The 17,904-nt window shown below is 64.5% G+C and carries 18 protein-coding genes; 9 read left to right on the top strand and 9 right to left on the bottom strand.

What is annotated here, in order from left to right; genetic code table 11:
• Positions 1-63: 63 nt before the first annotated feature.
• The 3 genes from ada to ACKLLE_RS14850 form a co-directional block, all read right to left on the bottom strand.
• Positions 64-1,125, bottom strand: coding sequence for a bifunctional DNA-binding transcriptional regulator/O6-methylguanine-DNA methyltransferase Ada (ada, locus tag ACKLLE_RS14860; protein ID WP_420058374.1), 1,062 nt, complete (start codon positions 1,123-1,125; stop codon positions 64-66).
• A 188-nt stretch (positions 1,126-1,313) separates the two neighbouring features.
• Positions 1,314-1,973, bottom strand: a complete 660-nt coding sequence (locus ACKLLE_RS14855; protein WP_420058373.1) for a DNA-3-methyladenine glycosylase family protein — start codon at positions 1,971-1,973, stop codon at positions 1,314-1,316.
• A 5-nt stretch (positions 1,974-1,978) separates the two neighbouring features.
• The gene (locus tag ACKLLE_RS14850) at positions 1,979-3,340 is read right to left on the bottom strand and encodes an aminotransferase-like domain-containing protein (protein WP_420058386.1); all 1,362 of its coding nucleotides are present in this window, start codon (positions 3,338-3,340) and stop codon (positions 1,979-1,981) included.
• Between the two features lie 92 nt (positions 3,341-3,432).
• Between ACKLLE_RS14850 and ACKLLE_RS14845 the strand changes: the two genes are divergently transcribed.
• From ACKLLE_RS14845 to ACKLLE_RS14835, 3 genes are all read left to right on the top strand, one after another.
• Positions 3,433-4,389, top strand: coding sequence for a threonine dehydratase (locus ACKLLE_RS14845; protein ID WP_420058372.1), 957 nt, complete (start codon positions 3,433-3,435; stop codon positions 4,387-4,389).
• Between the two features lie 308 nt (positions 4,390-4,697).
• Positions 4,698-5,030, top strand: coding sequence for a type II toxin-antitoxin system HicB family antitoxin (locus ACKLLE_RS14840; RefSeq protein ID WP_420058371.1), 333 nt, complete (start codon positions 4,698-4,700; stop codon positions 5,028-5,030).
• An 86-nt stretch (positions 5,031-5,116) separates the two neighbouring features.
• Positions 5,117-5,761 carry a LysE family translocator gene (locus ACKLLE_RS14835; protein WP_064301918.1) on the top strand — a complete coding sequence of 215 codons (645 nt, stop codon included), beginning with the start codon at positions 5,117-5,119 and terminating at the stop codon, positions 5,759-5,761.
• Here ACKLLE_RS14835 and ACKLLE_RS14830 read toward each other — a convergent pair.
• Positions 5,739-6,545 carry a helix-turn-helix transcriptional regulator gene (locus tag ACKLLE_RS14830; protein WP_420058370.1) on the bottom strand — a complete coding sequence of 269 codons (807 nt, stop codon included), beginning with the start codon at positions 6,543-6,545 and terminating at the stop codon, positions 5,739-5,741. The genes ACKLLE_RS14835 and ACKLLE_RS14830 overlap by 23 nt on opposite strands.
• A gap of 196 nt (positions 6,546-6,741) precedes the next feature.
• Between ACKLLE_RS14830 and ACKLLE_RS14825 the strand changes: the two genes are divergently transcribed.
• The 4 genes from ACKLLE_RS14825 to ACKLLE_RS14810 are packed head-to-tail and all read left to right on the top strand — an operon-like array spanning position 6,742 to position 9,294.
• Positions 6,742-7,167: a YybH family protein gene (locus ACKLLE_RS14825; protein WP_420058369.1), complete on the top strand. Its 426-nt coding sequence runs from the start codon at positions 6,742-6,744 to the stop codon at positions 7,165-7,167.
• A gap of 19 nt (positions 7,168-7,186) precedes the next feature.
• Positions 7,187-7,531, top strand: coding sequence for a YciI family protein (locus ACKLLE_RS14820; RefSeq protein ID WP_009405200.1), 345 nt, complete (start codon positions 7,187-7,189; stop codon positions 7,529-7,531).
• A gap of 18 nt (positions 7,532-7,549) precedes the next feature.
• Entirely contained in the window at positions 7,550-8,041 is a 492-nt protein-coding gene (locus tag ACKLLE_RS14815; protein ID WP_420058368.1) for an SRPBCC family protein, read from the top strand.
• Positions 8,041-9,294 carry an RNA polymerase sigma factor gene (locus tag ACKLLE_RS14810; protein ID WP_420058367.1) on the top strand — a complete coding sequence of 418 codons (1,254 nt, stop codon included), beginning with the start codon at positions 8,041-8,043 and terminating at the stop codon, positions 9,292-9,294. The genes ACKLLE_RS14815 and ACKLLE_RS14810 overlap by 1 nt, the downstream gene beginning before the upstream one ends.
• On the opposite strand, the gene ACKLLE_RS14805 is transcribed toward ACKLLE_RS14810, so the two are convergent.
• Positions 9,281-9,751, bottom strand: coding sequence for a MaoC family dehydratase (locus ACKLLE_RS14805; protein ID WP_009405197.1), 471 nt, complete (start codon positions 9,749-9,751; stop codon positions 9,281-9,283). The genes ACKLLE_RS14810 and ACKLLE_RS14805 overlap by 14 nt on opposite strands.
• Positions 9,752-9,789: 38 nt before the next feature.
• Entirely contained in the window at positions 9,790-10,734 is a 945-nt protein-coding gene (locus ACKLLE_RS14800; RefSeq protein ID WP_420058366.1) for an alpha/beta hydrolase, read from the bottom strand.
• 198 nt (positions 10,735-10,932) lie between these two features.
• Between ACKLLE_RS14800 and fadD2 the strand changes: the two genes are divergently transcribed.
• Both fadD2 and fadD1 read left to right on the top strand, forming a co-directional pair.
• Entirely contained in the window at positions 10,933-12,621 is a 1,689-nt protein-coding gene (gene fadD2, locus ACKLLE_RS14795; protein ID WP_009405195.1) for a long-chain-fatty-acid--CoA ligase FadD2, read from the top strand.
• A gap of 297 nt (positions 12,622-12,918) precedes the next feature.
• Complete coding sequence (fadD1, locus tag ACKLLE_RS14790; protein ID WP_420058365.1) at positions 12,919-14,616, top strand: long-chain-fatty-acid--CoA ligase FadD1; 1,698 nt, start codon at positions 12,919-12,921, stop codon at positions 14,614-14,616.
• A 102-nt stretch (positions 14,617-14,718) separates the two neighbouring features.
• Here fadD1 and ACKLLE_RS14785 read toward each other — a convergent pair whose 3' ends face one another.
• The 3 genes from ACKLLE_RS14785 to ACKLLE_RS14775 form a co-directional block, all read right to left on the bottom strand.
• Positions 14,719-16,026, bottom strand: a complete 1,308-nt coding sequence (locus tag ACKLLE_RS14785) for an NAD(P)/FAD-dependent oxidoreductase (RefSeq protein WP_420058364.1) — start codon at positions 16,024-16,026, stop codon at positions 14,719-14,721.
• 32 nt (positions 16,027-16,058) lie between these two features.
• Complete coding sequence (locus ACKLLE_RS14780; RefSeq protein WP_420058363.1) at positions 16,059-17,423, bottom strand: glutamine synthetase family protein; 1,365 nt, start codon at positions 17,421-17,423, stop codon at positions 16,059-16,061.
• A gap of 79 nt (positions 17,424-17,502) precedes the next feature.
• Positions 17,503-17,661 carry a hypothetical protein gene (locus ACKLLE_RS14775; RefSeq protein ID WP_170394921.1) on the bottom strand — a complete coding sequence of 53 codons (159 nt, stop codon included), beginning with the start codon at positions 17,659-17,661 and terminating at the stop codon, positions 17,503-17,505.
• Positions 17,662-17,904 lie beyond the last annotated feature (243 nt).

Raw genomic sequence — 17,904 nt, 5'->3', positions numbered from 1 at the left:
TTTTAATGGGTGGCTTTATAGTTCGAATAAATAGATTGATGTGATTAATGTAATGAATAGGTTTCAGCGCCGCTCTCGCTCCAGAAGTTGCTGCTTGCGTTCCACACCCCAGCGATAGCCAGACAAATTGCCGTCGCTGCGCACCACCCGGTGGCAGGGCACCGCCACCGCGATGCTGTTGGCGCCACAGGCCTTGGCCACCGCGCGTACCGCCTTCGGTGCGCCGATACGCTCGGCGATCTCGGCGTAGCTGGCGGTACTGCCCGGCGGGATCTCGCGCAGCGCCTGCCAGACCCGCTCCTGGAAGGCCGTGCCTTGCAGGTCCAGGGGCAGGTCGAGGCCGATGCCCGGGGCTTCGACGAAGCCCACCACCCGCGCCACCAACTGCTCGAATCCTTGATCGGCGCCGATCAGGTTGGCCTTGGGGAATTTATCTTCAAGGTCCTGCAAGAGTGCCTGGGGATCATCGCCCAGGAGTATCGCGCAGATGCCCTTGGTGCTTTGCGCGATGAGGATCGCGCCCAGCGAGCACTGCGCGATGGCGAAGTGGATGTCGGTATGCACGCCACCCGCGCGGTAGGTGCCCGGCGTCATGCCGAGACGGGCATTGCTCGACTCGTAGAAACGGCTATTGGCGTTGAACCCCGCTTCGTACACCGCTTCGGTGATGGAATTGGCGTGGTGCAGCTGGTTGCGCAGCTTGCGCGCGCGGTGGGCGCTGGCGTAGGCCTTGGGCGTGAGGCCCGTGGCGCGCTTGAACACACGATGGAAGTGATACGGGCTCATGTTCACCTGGCCGGCCAGTTGCTCGAGGCTGGGCTCGACCTCGGCGCTCTCGATCAACTGGCAGGCCCGGGTTACCTGGGCGGCGTGCTGGCGTGCCAGCTCGCCCTGGTCGCTGCCGCGGCGCTTGCTCGGTCGGTAGCCGGCGGCTTCGGCGGCGGCGGGCGTGTCGAAGAATTCCACGTTCTCGATATTCGGCCGGCGCGCTGGGCTGGACGGTGGGCAGTACACGCCGGTGGTGCGCACGCCATAGACGAAGGTGCCGTCGGCGGAGGCGTCGCGGGTGAGCAGTGCTTGCCAGCGAGGGTCGGATTCCGTGATGGCGGTTTTTTCACGGCGCATGGGCATGTCTCCAATAGTCAGGTCGCCACCGTCCCGGTGGGAGCTGGCTTGCCAGCGATTGCAATAGTGAATCCACCATCCTCATCGCTGGCAAGCCAGCTCCCACAGGGGGCGCGGTCGTGCTTCAGGGATGTAACTGGCTTGAAGCCTAAAGTGGCGGAACTTTTCAAAAACTCCGCCGCTTGCTTTCAAATTCCCCTCGCCGGCACCCGCCACAGGTACCACGCCGCCACCGTCCGGTACGGACTCCACGCCGCACCCAGTTCCAGCAATTGCTTGCGCGTCGGCTGCGCTTCCAGCCCATGCAGCCGCCGATACCCCTCGCGCACCCCGAAATCGTCCACCGGCAGGATATCCATCTGCTCCAGCGTATAGATCAGCAGCATCTCCACGGTCCAGCGACCAACACCGGGCAGCCGGGTCAGGCGCTCGATCAGCACCTCATGCTCCAATAGCCGGGCCTCGTCGTGATCCGGCACCAGGCCGTCCAGCCGGCCTTGGGCCACGGCCTGCACGGTACTGATCTTGCGCCCCGAGAAGCCGCAGGCACGCAGTTGTTCCGGGGTGGTCGCCAGCAACTGTTCGGGAGACGGAAACGCCTGCCCGGGAAACAGCGCCAGGAATCGCCCGAGGATCGCCTCCGCGGCCTTGGCATGCAACTGCTGGTAGGCGATGGCGCGCACCAGTGCCTGGTACGGGTCACGTGTAGGCAGCGGTACATGCTGGCAAGGGCCAATGGCCTCGATATGTGCAGCCCAGGCGGGACCCTGCTGGCGCAGGTGTTCGCTGGCCTGTTGGTAGAAAGCTTCACGTTCGTCCATGGCGCTGGAGTGTAGGCGGGTAGGCATGGTTGTCACTCCGGATCCTGCGCTGTGAATTCCTCGAACACCGTCGCGATGCGTTCCAGCGCCTGTTTCAGCTCGGCCCGGCTGCGCGCGGCGGTGAGGCTGACACGCACGGCTGGCAGTTGCCCCTGCTTGACCGCGAACACCTGGGCCGGCACCACCTCGACGCCTTTGCCGCGGCAGGCGGCAGCCAGCACATCACCGGGGCGCGGCCCGTTCAACCAGATATGCGGCGATGGCGTTGCCGGTTGCATCCCGGCCCCGAGCAGACGCTGGGCCAGGCGCCAGCGCTGGGTCACCTCTTCGCGCTGCCAGGCCAGCTTGCGCGCGGCAGTGCCATCATCGATCCAGCGTCCGGCGATGCCCAGCATCAGCGGGGCGATCTGCCAGTGGGTAGCCTGGGCATGGGGATCGATCTGCGCCAGCAAATGCTCATCGCCGGCGATCCAGCCCAGGCGCATGCCGGCGCAGACGGTTTTCGACAGGCTGCTGACCAGCAGGCCACGGGCGCCGAGCAGCGGCAGCAGCGGTGGCTCGTCGCCCAGGGCGCCATAGACGTCGTCTTCCACCAGCAGCAAGTCGAGACGCTCGACCACCGCGGCGATATCACGCCGGCGTCGTTCGCCCATGCTAGCGCCTGTGGGGTTGTGCAGCGCCGGGGTCAGGACCACTACCCGGGCGCCGCTGGCACGGGCCACGCGGTCGAGATCGTCGGGAAGGATGCCCTGGTGGTCCATCGCGATGCCGTGCAAGGGCAGGCGCAGTTGCCGGCAGGCCGCCTTGATCCCCGGGGCGGTCAGGGCTTCGACCATCACCGCCTCGCCGGGCTGGCAGAGTGACAGCAGGACGCTGAACACGCCCTGTTGCGCGCCGCCACAGAGCAGTATCTGGCTGGCCGTCAGTTGCAGGCCGCGCAGGTTAAGCCAGCTCGCACCCTGCAGCCGGCCCAGCAGCAACTGTTCGGCGCCAAGGTAATGTTCCAGGCCGTGGGCCGGGCCCTGGTGGAGAACATGGCGCAGGGCCTGTTCGAGATCCTGCCCTTGCTCGTCCACGACCGGGACGTTTGTCGATAGATCGATGCAGGTGCTCTCATGATCGCGTTGTTTCAGCCGAAACAGCGTCGCCTCCTTGCTCCCCGCCAGCACGTAGGTGCCCCGGCCGACCTCGCCGGACACCAGGTGTCGCGCCGCCGCCTCGCGATACGCCTGCTGGGTGGTGCTCGGATTCAGGCCCAGGGCCCAGGCCAGGCGACGTTGCGGTGGCAGGCGTTCGCCCACCTTGAGTTCACCCTGTTCGATGGCCCGGGCGATCGCCTCGACCAGGGCCAGGTAGCGGGGTTGCGCGTCGTCGGGGAGGGTCGGGGTCCACATGATTTTATTGTTGGCCATGCAATATAAGGTTTGACCCATACAATGCGCGGCGCCCAGGATCGGGTCAATTCCAAGCCGATCCGAGGTGTTCCATGTTCGACCTGCCTGCCCTGCGCGAAGCGTCCCGCCTGGTCCGTGCCCAGGTGCCCGCCACCCCGCAATATGCCTGGCCACGCCTGGCGGAAAGGTTGGGTTGCGAGGTGTGGGTCAAGCATGAAAACCATGCACCGACCGGCGCCTTCAAGGTACGCGGCGGCTTGCTCTACGTGCAGTCGCTGCTGGCGCGGGCGCCGCAGACCCGCGGCCTGGTCACGGCGACGCGGGGCAACCATGGCCAGAGCATGGCCCTGGCGGCGCGTAATGCCGGGGTGCCTATCGTGATTGTCGTCCCTCAAGGCAATTCCCCGGAAAAGAACGCAGCGATGCGCGCCCTGGGCGCCGAATTGATCGAGCATGGCGCCGACTTCGACCAGGCCCGGGCCGAGGCGGCGCGGGTGGCGCAGGAGCGCGGATTCGAAAGCGTGCCGCCGTTTCATCCGGACCTGATCCGCGGGGTCGCCACCTATGCCCTGGAGTTGTTCGAGGCGGTGGCCGGGCTGGATGCGGTGTATGTGCCGATCGGCATGGGCTCGGGGATCTGCGGCTTGATCCGCACCCGTGACCTGCTCGGCCTGGATACGCAGATCATCGGCGTGGTCTCCAGTGCGGCCGATGCTTTTGCCCGCAGTGTCGAGGCGGGGCGGATCGTCACCACCGAAACCGCCGATACCTTCGCCGACGGCATGGCCTGCCGGATACCGCAGCCGGAAGCGTTCGAAATCATCCGCCGGGGCGCGGCGCGGATTGTCCGGGTCACTGACGAGGAGATCGGGCAGGCGATCCGCATCTACCACGAAGACACCCACAACACCGCCGAAGGTGCCGGCGCGGCGGGGCTGGCCGCGCTGTATCAGGAATGCGGGCGACAGCAGGGGCGCAAGGTGGCGGTGGTGTTGAGCGGGGCGAATATCGACAGGGGAATGTTTGCGCGGGTATTGGGGGAGGGCTGAAAAGTCTTGAATGAACTCCAGGGAAAAGGTGCTATCTTATTTTGATAGCATTCACCGATGCAGAATCGACATCGCAAAACCCTTGAATCCCTGTTTCGGTCGCCTACCAGCACCTCGCTGGTATTCGCCGATATCGAAGCCCTGATCATTTATCTGGGAGGTTCGGTGCATGAACGCGCGGGGTCGAGGGTGAAGCTTGTGCTAGGGCAGCACCACTGGCGTTGCTATCGGCCGCATCCAGGGAAGGAGGCCAAGCGTTATCAGGTCGAAGAGGCTCGGGAGTTTCTTCTGCAGGCAGGAGTTCATATATGAGCAGCATGACTTACAAGGGCTATTCGGCCCGGGTCGAATATGATCCCCGCGACGACATCTTCGTTGGCAGGGTTTTGGGTATCCGGGACATCATCAGTTTTCACGCCAGTTCGGTTAGTGCGCTTCACGAGGAGTTCCGCCTGGCGCTGGAAGACTATCTGGCGGATTGTGCGGAGCAGGGCGTAACTCCGGAAAAGCCTGCCTCGGGCAAGGTGATGCTGCGTATTCGTCCGGAAGTCCATGCAGCTGCGACGATAGCGGCCCAGAAGCAAGGCAAAAGCCTGAACCAGTGGGCCGACGAGGTATTCGAGCGAGCCGCGCTGGCCTGATCCGCAATTTCTTCCAATACACCCCCACCCCAATCCGCTTAAATACCGGCTGCCTCGATCATCAGCCGGTAGCGGACCCTTCCTTCATGCCCTTTTCCAACGGTTTCCTCCTCTCCCTTTCCCTTTGTCTCGACATCGGCATCGCCAATATCGCCATGATCACCCTGGCCATGCAGCGCGGCTTCTGGCAGGGCATGTGGTTGGGGCTGGGGACCTGCGTGGGTGATTTGCTCTATGCCCTGGCCGCGTTGGCCGGGATGACCGTGCTCCTGCAATTCGAGAGCGTGCGCTGGGCCCTGTGGATCGGCGGTTCGCTGCTGCTGGTGTGGTTCGCGGTGAAGATGCTGTGGGCGGCCCTGCGCGGCAATGCCCACTTGGACACTACCCGGGAAGTGGTGCGCGAATCGCCCTGGCGCGAGTTCCTGCGCGGCATCTTCCTGGCCATGTCCTCGCCCAGCGCGATTCTCTGGTTCGCGGCGGTGGGCGGGGTACTGATCTCCCGTTCGGGCGCAGGCGGGGCGCTGCAAGCGGGCCTGTTCCTCGGTGGGTTCTTCTGCGCCGGGGTGCTCTGGTGCGTGACCCTGTGCGGCGCCGCCAGCCATGGCGGCAGGCTCCTCGGCGACCGCCTGCTGACCTGGTCATACCTGGCGTCGGCAGGGATCTTCTGCTACTTCGCGGTCTACGTGATCGTGTCCGGCTACAACGAATTCATCCTTGCCCCGGCGCTTTGAACGCCTGCCAATAGTGATTGGGGGTCATGCCCATGACCCGGCGGAATGCGTTGATGAAGTGGCTCTGGTCATAGAAGCCCAGGCCCAGTGCCACCTCGGCGGGATGCTCGCCAGCCCGCAAGCGCCGGCGCGCTTCGCTCAGGCGCAATTGCATGTGGTACTGCAACGGGGCCAGCCCGGTAGCATTCTTGAAGCAGCGCACGAAGTGGTATTTGCTCAGCCCTGCCACCGCAGCCAGGTCTTCAAGGGCCAGGCGCGCGTGCGGGGTGTCGCGCATGCATTGTATGGCCAGGCGCAGGGCCTGGCTTTGTTCTCCGGCGGGGCCGGTGGGGCGTTGGAGCAATTGTCCGAGCAGCGCAAGCAGGGCTTCTTCGCGATGAGCCGGTTGTTCATCGTCGATCCTGGCGAAATCGACGATGGCGCGGTACAGCCCGGCATCCTGGAACACGCCCTGTTCGAAGCGCGGCATAGCGCAAAAGGGCTTCAGGTTGTTCTCCCGCGCTACCTGCTCCAGTGCCTGTGGCGCCAGGTGCAGGCTGATGTATTCCACCCCTGGCGCCGCGAACTCCGACGCCTGCACCGCCAGCGGGTTGTACAGCGTGATCGCGCCAACCGGTACCTCCAGGGTGCGTCCCTCCAGCCAGATCCGCTCATGTCCCCTCAGGTTCGCGCCCAGCACATACTCGTCGTGGGTATGGCGCTCGAAACAGGCGGCGCCGGTGGCCCGTACCCAGGACGATTCGACCAGTCCACAGGCCCGCAAAGGTTGGCTGATCAATGCCATCTGCCGAGGTCTCCGAAGCACGCAACGCGGCGACACTAGCCGGGAAGCGGCAGATACCGCAAGCGATGATTACCGCCGAGGCGGGCAGATTTTTTTCGCTTTTTTCCTTGGGCTGTCGATTCCTCGGGCTTCCGTTCGACCAATGCTGCAGGCGCCGGATTTTCCCGGCGCCAATCACTGCCATGAGGACATACCGATGAACAGCGCAGCCGAACAGGAAATCCGTCAACTCATCGACCGCTGGATCCAGGCCGTGCGCGAGCGCGACCTGCCCGCCATCGTCGCGGTCTACGCTGACGATATCGTCGCCTTCGACGCCATCCAGGCCCTGCAATTCAAGGGCAAGGCCGACTACACGGCGCATTGGGAGATGTGCATGGGCCTGTGCAGCGGGCCGATGGTCTTCGAGGTAGCGCAGTTGACCGTGCACGCCAGCGGTGACCTGGCCCTGGCCCATTGGCTCAACCGCTGCGGGCCCGCAGACGACGAAAGCCAGTGCGGTTTCATGCGCGCTTCGGTGGGCTACCGGCGCACCGGCGGGCAGTGGCAGGTGATCCATGAACACTGGTCCGCGCCCTTCGACATGCAAACCCAGAAGGCCCTGTTCGATCTCAAGCCCTGACCCCGCGTCGGAGAACACCATGAAATACCTGTGCCTGGTCTACTGTGATGAAACCCTGTTGCACGGTCTGCCCGAGAGCCCGGCGGATGCCGAGTGCATGGCCTACGCCAATGCCATCCACGACAGCGGCCGGATGCTCGCCGCCGAAGCACTCAAACCGGTGCAGACCGCTACCACGGTGCGGGTACGTGGCGGGCAGACCAGCCTGACCGACGGCCCTTTCGCCGAAACCAAGGAGCAACTGGCCGGCTTCTACCTGGTGGAAGCCCGCGACCTCAACGAAGCGCTGAACATCGCCCGCGGCATTCCGGCCGCGCGGGTGGGCAGCGTCGAGGTCCGGCCGGTGCGCGAGCTGCAACCCTGAACGAGGAGAACAACACCCATGAATCCTCAGCAACCCGGTGCGGGAGAGGCGCGGCATGAACTGTCCCTGAGCCGCCTGATCGACGCACCTCGCACCCGGGTGTTCCGCGCCTGGACCGATCCGCAACTGCTTCGGTGCTGGTGGGGGCCCCATGGCATGACCACCCCGGTGTGCGAGATGCAGCTGTGGGTCGGCGGTCTGTTTCGTACCGTACTGCGTGCCCCGGACGGCAGCGAGTACGCGAACCAGGGCGTGTTCCTGGAGATCGTCGCGCCGGAGCGGATCGTTTTCACCGACGCCTTCGGTCCCGGCTGGGTACCCTCGGCGCGGGCGTTCATGACCGCGGTGATCACCCTCGACGATATCCACGGCAAGACCCTCTACACCGCCCGTGCCTGGCATTGGAGCGCCGAAGACCGCCAGGCCCACGAGGACATGGGTTTCCACCGCGGTTGGGGCGAGAGCCTCGACCGCCTGGTGGAACTGGTGACCGGTCCGCTGGAGGCATGATGCCCGGCAGCGAGGCGGTGCGAGCCGCCATCGATCAGGTGTACCGGGACGAATCGCGACGGATCCTTGCCACCTTGATTCGTCTGCTGGGGGATTTCGACCTGGCCGAGGAGGCGTTGCATGAAGCCTTCTTCATTGCCGTCGAGCGCTGGCAGCGCGATGGCATTCCCGCCAGCCCCAGGGCCTGGCTGGTCTCCACCGGACGCTTCAAGGCCATCGATGGCCTGCGTCGACGTGCCCGTTTCGAGCGCTCGCCCGAGGCCTTGCGCCAGGCCCTTGAGCGGCTGGAGGCGGATGACATGAATGTCGAGGAGCTGGAAGACGACCGCCTGCGCCTGATCTTCACCTGCTGTCACCCGGCCCTGGCCGCCGACGCCCAGGTGCCCCTGACCTTGCGCGAAGTCTGCGACCTGACCACCGAGGAAATCGGCCGGGCCTTCCTGCTGGCGCCAGCCACCATCGCCCAGCGCATCGTCCGTGCCAAGGCCAAGATCCGTGAGGCCGGTATTCCCTACCAGGTGCCGGCGCGCGATGAACTGCCGGAGCGCCTCGACAGTGTGCTGCGGGTGATCTACCTGGTGTTCAACGAAGGCTATTCGGCGTCGTCCGGTGAGACGGTGGTGCGCGATGAGCTCTGTGCCGAGGCGATTCGTCTTGGGCGGCTGCTACGTGAGTTGCTGCCCGACCCCGAGGTGCTTGGCCTGCTCGCGCTGATGCTGTTGCAGGCCTCCCGGACCCGGGCGCGCAATGCGGGGGAGGGCGAGCTGGTCCTGCTCGACGCCCAGGATCGCAGCCTGTGGGACCAGGTGCTGATTGCCGAAGGGTGTGCCCTGGTGCAACAGGCACTGTGCACCCAAAGGTTCGGTCCGTACACCTTGCAGGCGGCGATCGCGGCAGTGCATGCCGAAGCTGCCACGGCGCAGGATACCGACTGGGCGCAGATCGTCGGGCTCTACGAGGTGCTGCTGCGTGGCTGGCCTTCGCCGGTCATAGAGCTCAATCACGCGGCCGCCGTGGCGCAAAGGGACGGTCCGCTGGCAGGGCTGGCGTTGATCGAGGGGATTCTGCAGCGGGGAGACCTTCGCGACTACCAGCCGGCGCATTGCGCGCGGGCCGAGCTGTGCCGGCAGCTTGGACGCCAGGATCAGGCCCGCGAAGCGTATCGCACCGCACTTGGCCTGACCCGGCAAGCGCCCGAGCGGCGCTTTATCGAGCGCCGTCTTCAGGTTCTGCAGGCAATCAGCCGAAGGTGATCGGCGGCGGGCTGACCAGTTCGACGGTCTGCTGCTTGCGTGGCGCGAGGATCTCGGCTTCGCCGTCCACCACCAGTTCTTCGTTCTGGTTGAACACGCGGGTAGCGATGCGCACGCGGAACTTCGGCAGCTTTTCAAGGATTTCCAGGCGCACGGTCAGGGTGTCGCCAATCTTCACCGGTTTCTGGAAGCTCATCTGCTGACCCAGGTAGATGGTGCCCGGGCCGGGCAACTCGCAGGCCACGGCGGCGCTGATCAGCGCGCCGCTGAACATGCCGTGGGCGATGCGCTCCTTGAACATGCTTTTGGCGGCGAACTCGGCATCCAGGTGGACCGGGTTGTGGTCACCGGACATCGCGGCGAACAGCTGGATGTCACGTTCTTCGACGGTCTTGCTGAAGCTGGCCTTCTGACCGACTTCGAGGGATTCGTAAGGCGTGTTGGTGACCTGGGTCATTCAGGGGATTCCTTCGATACGCGACGGGGGCGGCAGTATCACTCGCTGCGCACCGGCCGGCCAAGGGCCAGGGTGCTTTCGAGCCAGTCGATCAACTGCGCGGTGACCTCGTCACGGTTGGTTTCGTTGAGCAGCTCGTGGCGGGCCTGCGGATAGAGCCGCAGGTGCACGTGCTGGTTCCCGGACAGGCGCAGGGCGCCGGTCAGATCTTTCAGACGCTTGCCGGCACTGACCGGATCACATTCGCCACCGATCACCAGGATCGGCAGGTTCGGGTCGATCTGCGCCAGGTTGCGCGGGCGGCTGATCTGCTCCAGCCCGCCGAGCAGGTCGATCCACAGGCGATTGCAGCAGCGGAAGCCGCATAGCGGATCGTTGACGTACCTGTCGACCTCCACCGGATCGCGGCTGAGCCAGTCGAAGGCCGTGCGATTGGGCTTGAAGGCCTTGTTGAACGAGCCGAAGGAGAGGAATTCGATCAGCGCGCTGCGGCCCAGCGGGCCCTGGCGCCAGCTTTCCAGGCGGGCGATCTGGCGCGCCGCGCGATACAGCGCCGGCGCCTGGAAATTGGAGCCACTGAGGATCGCGCCGTGCAGGCTGCCGCTATGGTGCAGCAGGTAGGCCTGGGCAATGTAGCTGCCCATGCTGTGGCCGAAGAGAAACACCGGCAGGCCCGGATGCTGCTGGCCGATGTGCTGGTTGAGCAGGCCGAGGTCGTTGACTACGGTATTCCAGCCGTTCTCGGTGGCGAACAGGCCAAGCGTGCCCTGCTCGGCGGTACGGCCGTGGCCGCGCTGGTCGTGGGCATACAGAGCGAAACCGGCGCTGCTCAGGGCCTCGCCGAGCCGCTGGTAGCGCCCGGCATGCTCGGCCATGCCGTGGGCCAGCAGCACCACCGCGCGCACCGGCGTGGCGGGCAGCCAGTGGCGGACGAACAGGCTGCAATGGTTGCTGGCCGGCAGCCAGAAGGCGTCATGGAGCATCGTGTTTTCCAGGGCAATGGATGCCACTGAGTGTATAGCCGCTTGCCAAATCGGCTAGCCCGGTAGATGGAGATTCACAGGATCTATGACGAGCCTTGGCATATTTGCCACCTGTGGCAGAGCTGCTAACGTCGGCAGAACGCCGTTTTGCAAGCAGCAATCCGGACCGCACAGGCTCAGGACCGAGGACAATAATAAATGCACGCCGATTTCTGGAACGACAAGCGCCCGCCGGGAGTACCTTCGCAGATCGACATGAGCACCTATAAGTCGGTAGTCGAAGTATTCGAACGCTCCTGCAAGACATTCGCCGACCGACCGGCCTTCAGCAACCTGGGCGTGACCCTGACCTACGCCGAACTGGACCGTTATTCCGCCGCCTTCGCCGCGTACCTGCAGCAATGCACCGACCTCAAGCCGGGAGAGCGCATCGCGGTGCAGATGCCCAACGTCCTGCAATACCCCATCGCCGTGTTCGGTGCCTTGCGCGCCGGGCTGATCGTGGTCAACACCAACCCGCTGTACACCGCCCGGGAGATGCGCCACCAGTTCAAGGATTCCGGCGCCCGCGCCCTGGTGTACCTGAACATGTTCGGCAAGCTGGTGCAGGAAGTGCTGCCCGATACCGGCCTGGACTACCTGATCGAAGCGAAGATGGGCGACATGCTGCCGACCGCCAAGGGCTGGCTGGTCAACACCATCGTCGCCAAGGTCAAGAAGATGGTTCCCGACTACCACCTGCCCCAGGCGCTGTCGTTCAAGCAGGTGCTGCGCCAGGGCAAGGGGCATGCCCTGAAGCCGGTGCAGGCCGGCCACGACGACATCGCCGTGCTGCAATACACCGGCGGCACCACCGGGGTAGCGAAGGGGGCGATGCTCACCCACGGCAACCTGGTCGCCAACATGCTCCAGGTGCTGGCCTGTTTCTCGCAACTGGGGCCTGACGGGCAGAAGCTGCTCAAGGACGGCCAGGAAGTGATGATCGCGCCGCTGCCGCTGTACCACATCTATGCCTTCACCGCGAATTGCATGTGCATGATGGTGACCGGCAACCACAACGTGCTGATCACCAATCCGCGGGACATTGCGGGCTTCGTCAAGGAGCTGAAAAAGTGGCGCTTCTCCGCGCTGCTCGGGCTCAACACGCTGTTCGTCGCGCTGATGGACAATCCCGCCTTCAAGGACCTGGATTTCTCCGCGCTCAAGGTCACCAACTCCGGCGGCACCGCGCTGGTCAAGGCCACCGCCGAGCGCTGGGAAGGCCTCACCGGTTGCCGCATCGTCGAGGGCTACGGCCTGACCGAAACCTCGCCGGTGGCCAGCACCAATCCCTATGGCCAGCTGGCGCGCCTGGGCACCGTGGGCATTCCGGTACCGGGCACGGCGTTCAAGGTCACCGATGACCAGGGCAACGAAATGCCCTTGGGCGAGCGCGGCGAACTGTGCATCAAGGGCCCCCAGGTGATGAAGGGCTACTGGCAGCGTCCGGACGCCACCGCCGAGGCTTTCGATGCCGAGGGCTGGTTCCGGACCGGCGATATCGCGGTGATCGATCCGGACGGCTTCACCCGCATCGTCGACCGCAAGAAGGACATGATCATCGTCTCGGGCTTCAACGTGTACCCGAACGAAATCGAGGACGTAGTCATGGCCCACCCGAAAGTCGCCGCCTGTGCCGCCATCGGCGTGCCGGACGAACGTTCCGGCGAGGCGGTCAAGCTGTTCGTGGTGGCGAGGGAGGGCGGCGTGACCCTGGAAGAACTCAAGGCTTACTGCAAGGCCAACTTCACCGGCTACAAAGTGCCCAAGCACATCGTCCTGAGGGATTCGTTGCCGATGACGCCGGTAGGAAAGATCCTGCGTCGCGAGTTGCGCGAACCGGCTTGAGCAGCTACAAGCTATAAGCCGAAAGCTGCAAAATAGAGCGGTCGCGCACGCTCTCTTGCAGCTTTTGACTTAAAGCTAGTAGTTCGGTTTAGACCATTTACTCTAAAAGTGACCAATAAATTATCAAGAGTCATTTTAGTGACTCGCCGGGCCGCTTTAGCTCTAGGCGACCCCTGGTAAAGCTGTTACTCTCGGCGCGCTTCGGATCGGTCGGTTTGCAATAAATCGACATCAAATATCAATAATAATCGCATCGACGCGGTGAAGAATTCGCTGTTGCTGGAGGAGTGGGCTTCCATGATCGAAAACTTTTGGAAGGATAAGTACCCGGCCGGGGTCGCCTCGCAAATCAACCCGGACGAGTACCCGAATATCCAGGCAGTATTGAAGCAGTCCTGCCAGCGTTTCGCCGATAAACCGGCATTCAGCAACCTGGGCAAGACCTTGACCTATGGCGAGCTGTACGAGTTGTCCGGGGCCTTCGCTGCCTACCTGCAGCAGCATACCGACCTGCAACCCGGAGACCGCATCGCCGTTCAACTGCCGAACGTTCTGCAATATCCCGTCGCCGTCTTCGGTGCCATGCGCGCCGGGCTGATCGTGGTCAACACCAACCCGCTCTACACGGCGCGGGAAATGGAACACCAGTTCAACGACTCCGGCGCCAAGGCCCTGGTGTGCCTGGCCAACATGGCGCACCTGGCGGAAAAGGTCGTACCCAAGACGTCGGTCAAGCACGTCATCGTCACAGAAGTCGCCGATCTGCTGCCGCCGCTCAAGCGCCTGCTGATCAACAGCGTCATCAAGTACGTGAAGAAGATGGTCCCGGCCTACAGCCTGGCGAACGCCGTGAAGTTCAACGACGCACTGGCGAAAGGGCAGGGCAAGGCGGTCAGGGAAGCCTCGCCGTCCCACGACGATGTCGCGGTGCTGCAATACACCGGCGGCACTACCGGCGTGGCCAAGGGCGCCATGCTGACCCACCGCAACCTGATCGCCAACATGCTGCAGTGCAAGGCGCTTATGGGCTCCAACCTCAATGAGGGCTGCGAGATCCTGATCACCCCGCTGCCGCTCTATCACATCTATGCCTTCACCTTCCATTGCATGGCGATGATGCTGATCGGCAACCACAACATCCTGATCAGCAACCCGCGCGACCTGCCGGCGATGGTCAAGGAACTGTCGAAGTGGAAGTTCAGCGGTTTCGTCGGGCTCAACACCCTGTTCGTCGCCCTGTGCAACAACGAGGACTTCCGTCGCCTGGACTTCTCCGCGCTCAAGGTCACCCTGTCCGGTGGCATGGCCCTGCAACTCTCGGTTGCCGAGCGCTGGCGCGAAGTGACCGGCTGCGCCATCTGCGAAGGCTACGGCATGACCGAAACCAGCCCGGTGGCCTCGGTGAACCCGGCGCAGAACATCCAGGTCGGCACCATCGGCATCCCGGTACCTTCGACCCTGTGCAGGGTGATCGACGATGCCGGCAACGAGTTGCCGTTCGGCGAGATCGGCGAGCTGTGCATCAAGGGCCCGCAGGTCATGAAAGGCTACTGGCAGCGCCAGGAGGCCACCGACGAGATCCTCGACGCCGAGGGCTGGCTGAAGACCGGCGACATCGCGGTGATCCAGGCCGATGGCTACATGCGCATCGTCGACCGCAAGAAGGACATGATCCTGGTGTCCGGTTTCAACGTGTACCCGAACGAACTCGAGGATGTGCTGGCGACCCTGCCGGGCGTGCTGCAATGCGCCGCGATCGGCGTGCCGGACGAGAAGTCGGGCGAGGTGATCAAGGTGTTCATCGTGGCCAAGCCGGGGGTTACCCTGACCCGCGAGCAGGTGATGGAGCATATGCGCGCCAATGTCACCGGCTACAAGGTGCCGCGTTTCGTCGAGTTCCGTGATGCCCTGCCGACCACCAACGTCGGCAAGATCCTGCGGCGAGAGTTGCGCGATGAAGAGTTGAAGAAGCTGGGCCTGAAGAAGATCGCCTGAGCCCTTTCGGGCCTCATCGCCGGCAACGCCGGCTCCCACAGGTTTCGCGGACACCGCAGAACCTTGTGGGAGCCGGCGTTGCCGGCGATGAGGCCCGAAAGATCAACGCAATTTCTCGAGCATCTGGTAGTACCACATCCCCGCCGCCAACAGCGGATTCCCCAGCAGATCCCCCATCGGTACCCGCACGTGGCGGCAGCCTGCGAAGGTGTCGAACTTCTCCAGCGTCCCGGTGATCGCTTCGGCCATGATCTCGCCCATGATATGGCTGGTGGCAATGCCGTGCCCCGAGTAGCCCTGGCAATACCAGACGTTCTCCGAGAGCTTGCCCAGTTGCGGGATGCGGTTGACCACGATGCCCATCGCACAGCTCCACTGGAACTCGATCGGTACGTCCTTCAGCGCCGGGAAGGTGCGCTCGATGCAGGGCCGCAGTTCCCCGGCGATATCCCGCGAATCCCGTCCCGAATAGTTGGCGCCGCCGCCGAACAGCAGGCGGCCATCGGCAGTCATGCGGTAGTAGTCGAGCACGAAGCGGCAGTCGTACACCGCCAGGTCGTGCGGGTTGAGCTGGCGCGCCAGGTCTCCCAGCGGCGCGGTGGTGACGATGCCGCCCATGGCCGGGAAGATCTTGCCCTTGAGCCGGCGCTTTTCCAGCTTGTGATAGACATCGCCCGCGAGCATCACCTGTTTCGCTTCGATCCGGCCCTTGGCGGTGACCACCGCCGGGCGCGGGCCATGGACGATCTCCAGCACTTGCGAGTTCTCGAAGATCAGCGCGCCCAGGCTGTGAGCCGCACGGGCCTCGCCCAGGCATAGATTGAGCGGGTGCAGGTGCAGGTTGCGCAGGTTTTTCAGCGCGCCGAGGTAGAGCGGCGAATCCAGGTGGCGGCGCACGCCTTCACGGTCGAGCAATTGCACCTGGTCGCCCATGCCCCGAAGCTGGGCTTCGCTGGCGAAGGCCTGGAGTTCATTCATGTGCGATGGCTTCATCGCCGCATGCAGGTGGCCGCGCTTGAGGTCGCAATCGATGCCATAGCGCTCTACCCGCTGCTCGATGATCTGGTGCCCGCGAAAGCGCAGGTGCCAGATGAAATCGTCGACGTCGTCGCCCAGCCGGGCGCGCATCTGCTTGCGCATGGCTTCGTCGCCCGACAGGCTGCCGGTGACCTGCCCGCCATTGCGTCCGCTGGCGCCCCAGCCAATGCGGTTGGTCTCGACGATGGCGACCTTCAGGCCGCGTTCGGCCAGCTCGACGGCGCTGGCGACGCCGGTGAAGCCGCCACCGATGATCGCCACATCGACCTCTACCGTGCCTTCCAGGGTCGGGTACTGGGTGGCATCGTTGAGGGTGGCGCTGTAATAGGACGCGGCGCGCTGGGCGCTGCCGTGGTTCAGGGCTGCATTCATGTTTCGGGTCCTTCGAAAAAAGAGGAAAGGGTTCAGGCCTGGGTCAGGTACCAGCGCCAGTCCTGTTCGCCGACTTCGGCCATGAACTGGCGGTACTCGGCACGCTTGACCGCGAGGTACACACCAAGGAATTCCTCGCCCAGGGTGTCCCGGGCCCAGCTCGAGCGCTCCAGGGCGTTGAGGGCGCTGAGCCAGTCGGTGGGCAGCAAGGTGGTGGCCTGGGCATAGCCGTTGCCTTCCACCGGCGCACCCGGATCCAGTTGTTGGCGCAGGCCGTGGTGCACCGCGCCGAGCAGGGCGGCGGCGGCGAGATAGGGATTGGCGTCGGCGCCGCAGATGCGGTGTTCGATATGCCGGGTCGGCGCCGGGCCTCCGGGCACGCGCAGGCTCACGGTGCGGTTGTCGATACCCCAGGTTGGTGCCAGCGGCGCGTAGCTGTTGGCCTGGAAGCGCCGGTAGGAGTTGGCGTTGGGGCAGAACAGCAGCAACGAATCGAGCAGCGCGGCGAGCATGCCTCCCACTGCCTGGCGCAGCAGCGGCGTGCCGGCCGGGTCTTCGCTGGCGAACAGGTTGTTGCCCTCGGCATCGGCCAGGCTCACATGCAGGTGCATGCCGGTGCCGGCCAGGTCGGCGAAGGGCTTGGCCATGAAGCAGGCCTGCATGCCGTGCTTGTGCGCCACGCCCTTGACGATGCGCTTGTAGCGCACGGCCTGGTCCATGGCCAGCAGGGCATCGCCGTGCTCCAGGGTGATTTCCACCTGGCCGGGGGCATACTCGGAAATCGCCGTGCGCGCCGGAATGCCCTGGGTCTTGCAGGCGGCATACAGGTCGGCGAGGAAGGGTTCGATCTGCTCCAGCTCGCGCAGGCCATAGACCTGCGTAGTGCGCGGGCGTCCGCCATCGGCGTCGAGAGCGGGTTGCGGGCGGCCGTTGCCGTCGCGTTTCTGGTCAAGCAGATAGAACTCCAGTTCGCAGGCCATCACCGGGTGATAGCCGTCGGCCTTCAGCGCATCGATCACCCGCAGCAGCACATGGCGTGGATCGGCATTGGCAGCGGGCAAGCCCTGCTCCGGGTGCATGCTGACCTGCAGCGCGGCAGTGGGAATCTGCCGCCACGGCAGGCGCACCAGGCTGCCCTCCAGCGGGTAGGCGCGGCAGTCGATATCACCGACATCCCACACCAGCCCGGAGTTCTCCACGTCTTCACCGTGCAGGGTCAGGCCGAGGATGGTGCTCGGCAGCGGGCGACCGCTTTCGTAGACCGCCAGCAGTTCCTCGCGGTGCAACAGCTTGCCGCGGGGCACGCCGTTGGCGTCGAGGATGAACAGCTCGATCATTTCGATATCGGGATTGGCGTCCAGGAACGCGCGGGCCTGCTCGATGGGGGCAAAGTGCATGGATGTTCTCGCTTGCGCCACGAGGGCGCGCTGGGAATCGACAAGGAGGCCGATGCAAGAGCACGGCCAGGGTTATCGGTCAGGCGAGAGCGGTATCTGGCGGGCGGGCGTGACGGCAATGCCACAGGGCCCAGAAAGCGAGGATGACATGCACCAGCGGGTTTTCCCCGCGACGGGCCCGCACCTTCGGGAACGAAGGGGCCTGGTGGGGGCGGGGCATGCTGGTGGACAAAGTCATGCCTTGATACTCCCATGCTGGCGATGGTTCATTAAATTGGTGTTTGTGTAACTTCAGTCAAGGATTGGCTAAACAATCGAAAGGCTTGACGCGGACCCTGTGGGAGCGGGTTCACCCGCGATTGCAATGGTGAGTTCACTACCGCAATCGCGGGTAAACCCGCTCCCACAGGGTCCGCGGTGCCTAACAGCTGGCAAATCTGCGACAATCCTCCGCTATTCCAAGCCGATCATCTCCCGCAGG

Origin of the sequence: Pseudomonas bharatica, from assembly GCF_048586865.1 — a bacterium.
Taxonomy (GTDB): domain Bacteria; phylum Pseudomonadota; class Gammaproteobacteria; order Pseudomonadales; family Pseudomonadaceae; genus Aquipseudomonas; species Aquipseudomonas bharatica.
Note: the sequence above shows the minus strand (reverse complement) of the source record. Positions and strands in the feature narration are given on the sequence as shown.

Bases quoted from the DNA above. Each gene is read 5' to 3' on its own strand.
- ada (WP_420058374.1), bottom strand. From the start codon at position 1,125: ATGCGCCGTGAAAAAACCGCCATCACGGAATCCGACCCTCGCTGGCAA.
- ACKLLE_RS14855 (WP_420058373.1), bottom strand. From the start codon at position 1,973: ATGCCTACCCGCCTACACTCCAGCGCCATGGACGAACGTGAAGCTTTC.
- ACKLLE_RS14850 (WP_420058386.1), bottom strand. From the start codon at position 3,340: ATGTGGACCCCGACCCTCCCCGACGACGCGCAACCCCGCTACCTGGCC.
- ACKLLE_RS14845 (WP_420058372.1), top strand. From the start codon at position 3,433: ATGTTCGACCTGCCTGCCCTGCGCGAAGCGTCCCGCCTGGTCCGTGCC.
- ACKLLE_RS14840 (WP_420058371.1), top strand. From the start codon at position 4,698: ATGAGCAGCATGACTTACAAGGGCTATTCGGCCCGGGTCGAATATGAT.
- ACKLLE_RS14835 (WP_064301918.1), top strand. From the start codon at position 5,117: ATGCCCTTTTCCAACGGTTTCCTCCTCTCCCTTTCCCTTTGTCTCGAC.
- ACKLLE_RS14830 (WP_420058370.1), bottom strand. From the start codon at position 6,545: ATGGCATTGATCAGCCAACCTTTGCGGGCCTGTGGACTGGTCGAATCG.
- ACKLLE_RS14825 (WP_420058369.1), top strand. From the start codon at position 6,742: ATGAACAGCGCAGCCGAACAGGAAATCCGTCAACTCATCGACCGCTGG.
- ACKLLE_RS14820 (WP_009405200.1), top strand. From the start codon at position 7,187: ATGAAATACCTGTGCCTGGTCTACTGTGATGAAACCCTGTTGCACGGT.
- ACKLLE_RS14815 (WP_420058368.1), top strand. From the start codon at position 7,550: ATGAATCCTCAGCAACCCGGTGCGGGAGAGGCGCGGCATGAACTGTCC.
- ACKLLE_RS14810 (WP_420058367.1), top strand. From the start codon at position 8,041: ATGCCCGGCAGCGAGGCGGTGCGAGCCGCCATCGATCAGGTGTACCGG.
- ACKLLE_RS14805 (WP_009405197.1), bottom strand. From the start codon at position 9,751: ATGACCCAGGTCACCAACACGCCTTACGAATCCCTCGAAGTCGGTCAG.
- ACKLLE_RS14800 (WP_420058366.1), bottom strand. From the start codon at position 10,734: ATGCTCCATGACGCCTTCTGGCTGCCGGCCAGCAACCATTGCAGCCTG.
- fadD2 (WP_009405195.1), top strand. From the start codon at position 10,933: ATGCACGCCGATTTCTGGAACGACAAGCGCCCGCCGGGAGTACCTTCG.
- fadD1 (WP_420058365.1), top strand. From the start codon at position 12,919: ATGATCGAAAACTTTTGGAAGGATAAGTACCCGGCCGGGGTCGCCTCG.
- ACKLLE_RS14785 (WP_420058364.1), bottom strand. From the start codon at position 16,026: ATGAATGCAGCCCTGAACCACGGCAGCGCCCAGCGCGCCGCGTCCTAT.
- ACKLLE_RS14780 (WP_420058363.1), bottom strand. From the start codon at position 17,423: ATGCACTTTGCCCCCATCGAGCAGGCCCGCGCGTTCCTGGACGCCAAT.
- ACKLLE_RS14775 (WP_170394921.1), bottom strand. From the start codon at position 17,661: ATGACTTTGTCCACCAGCATGCCCCGCCCCCACCAGGCCCCTTCGTTC.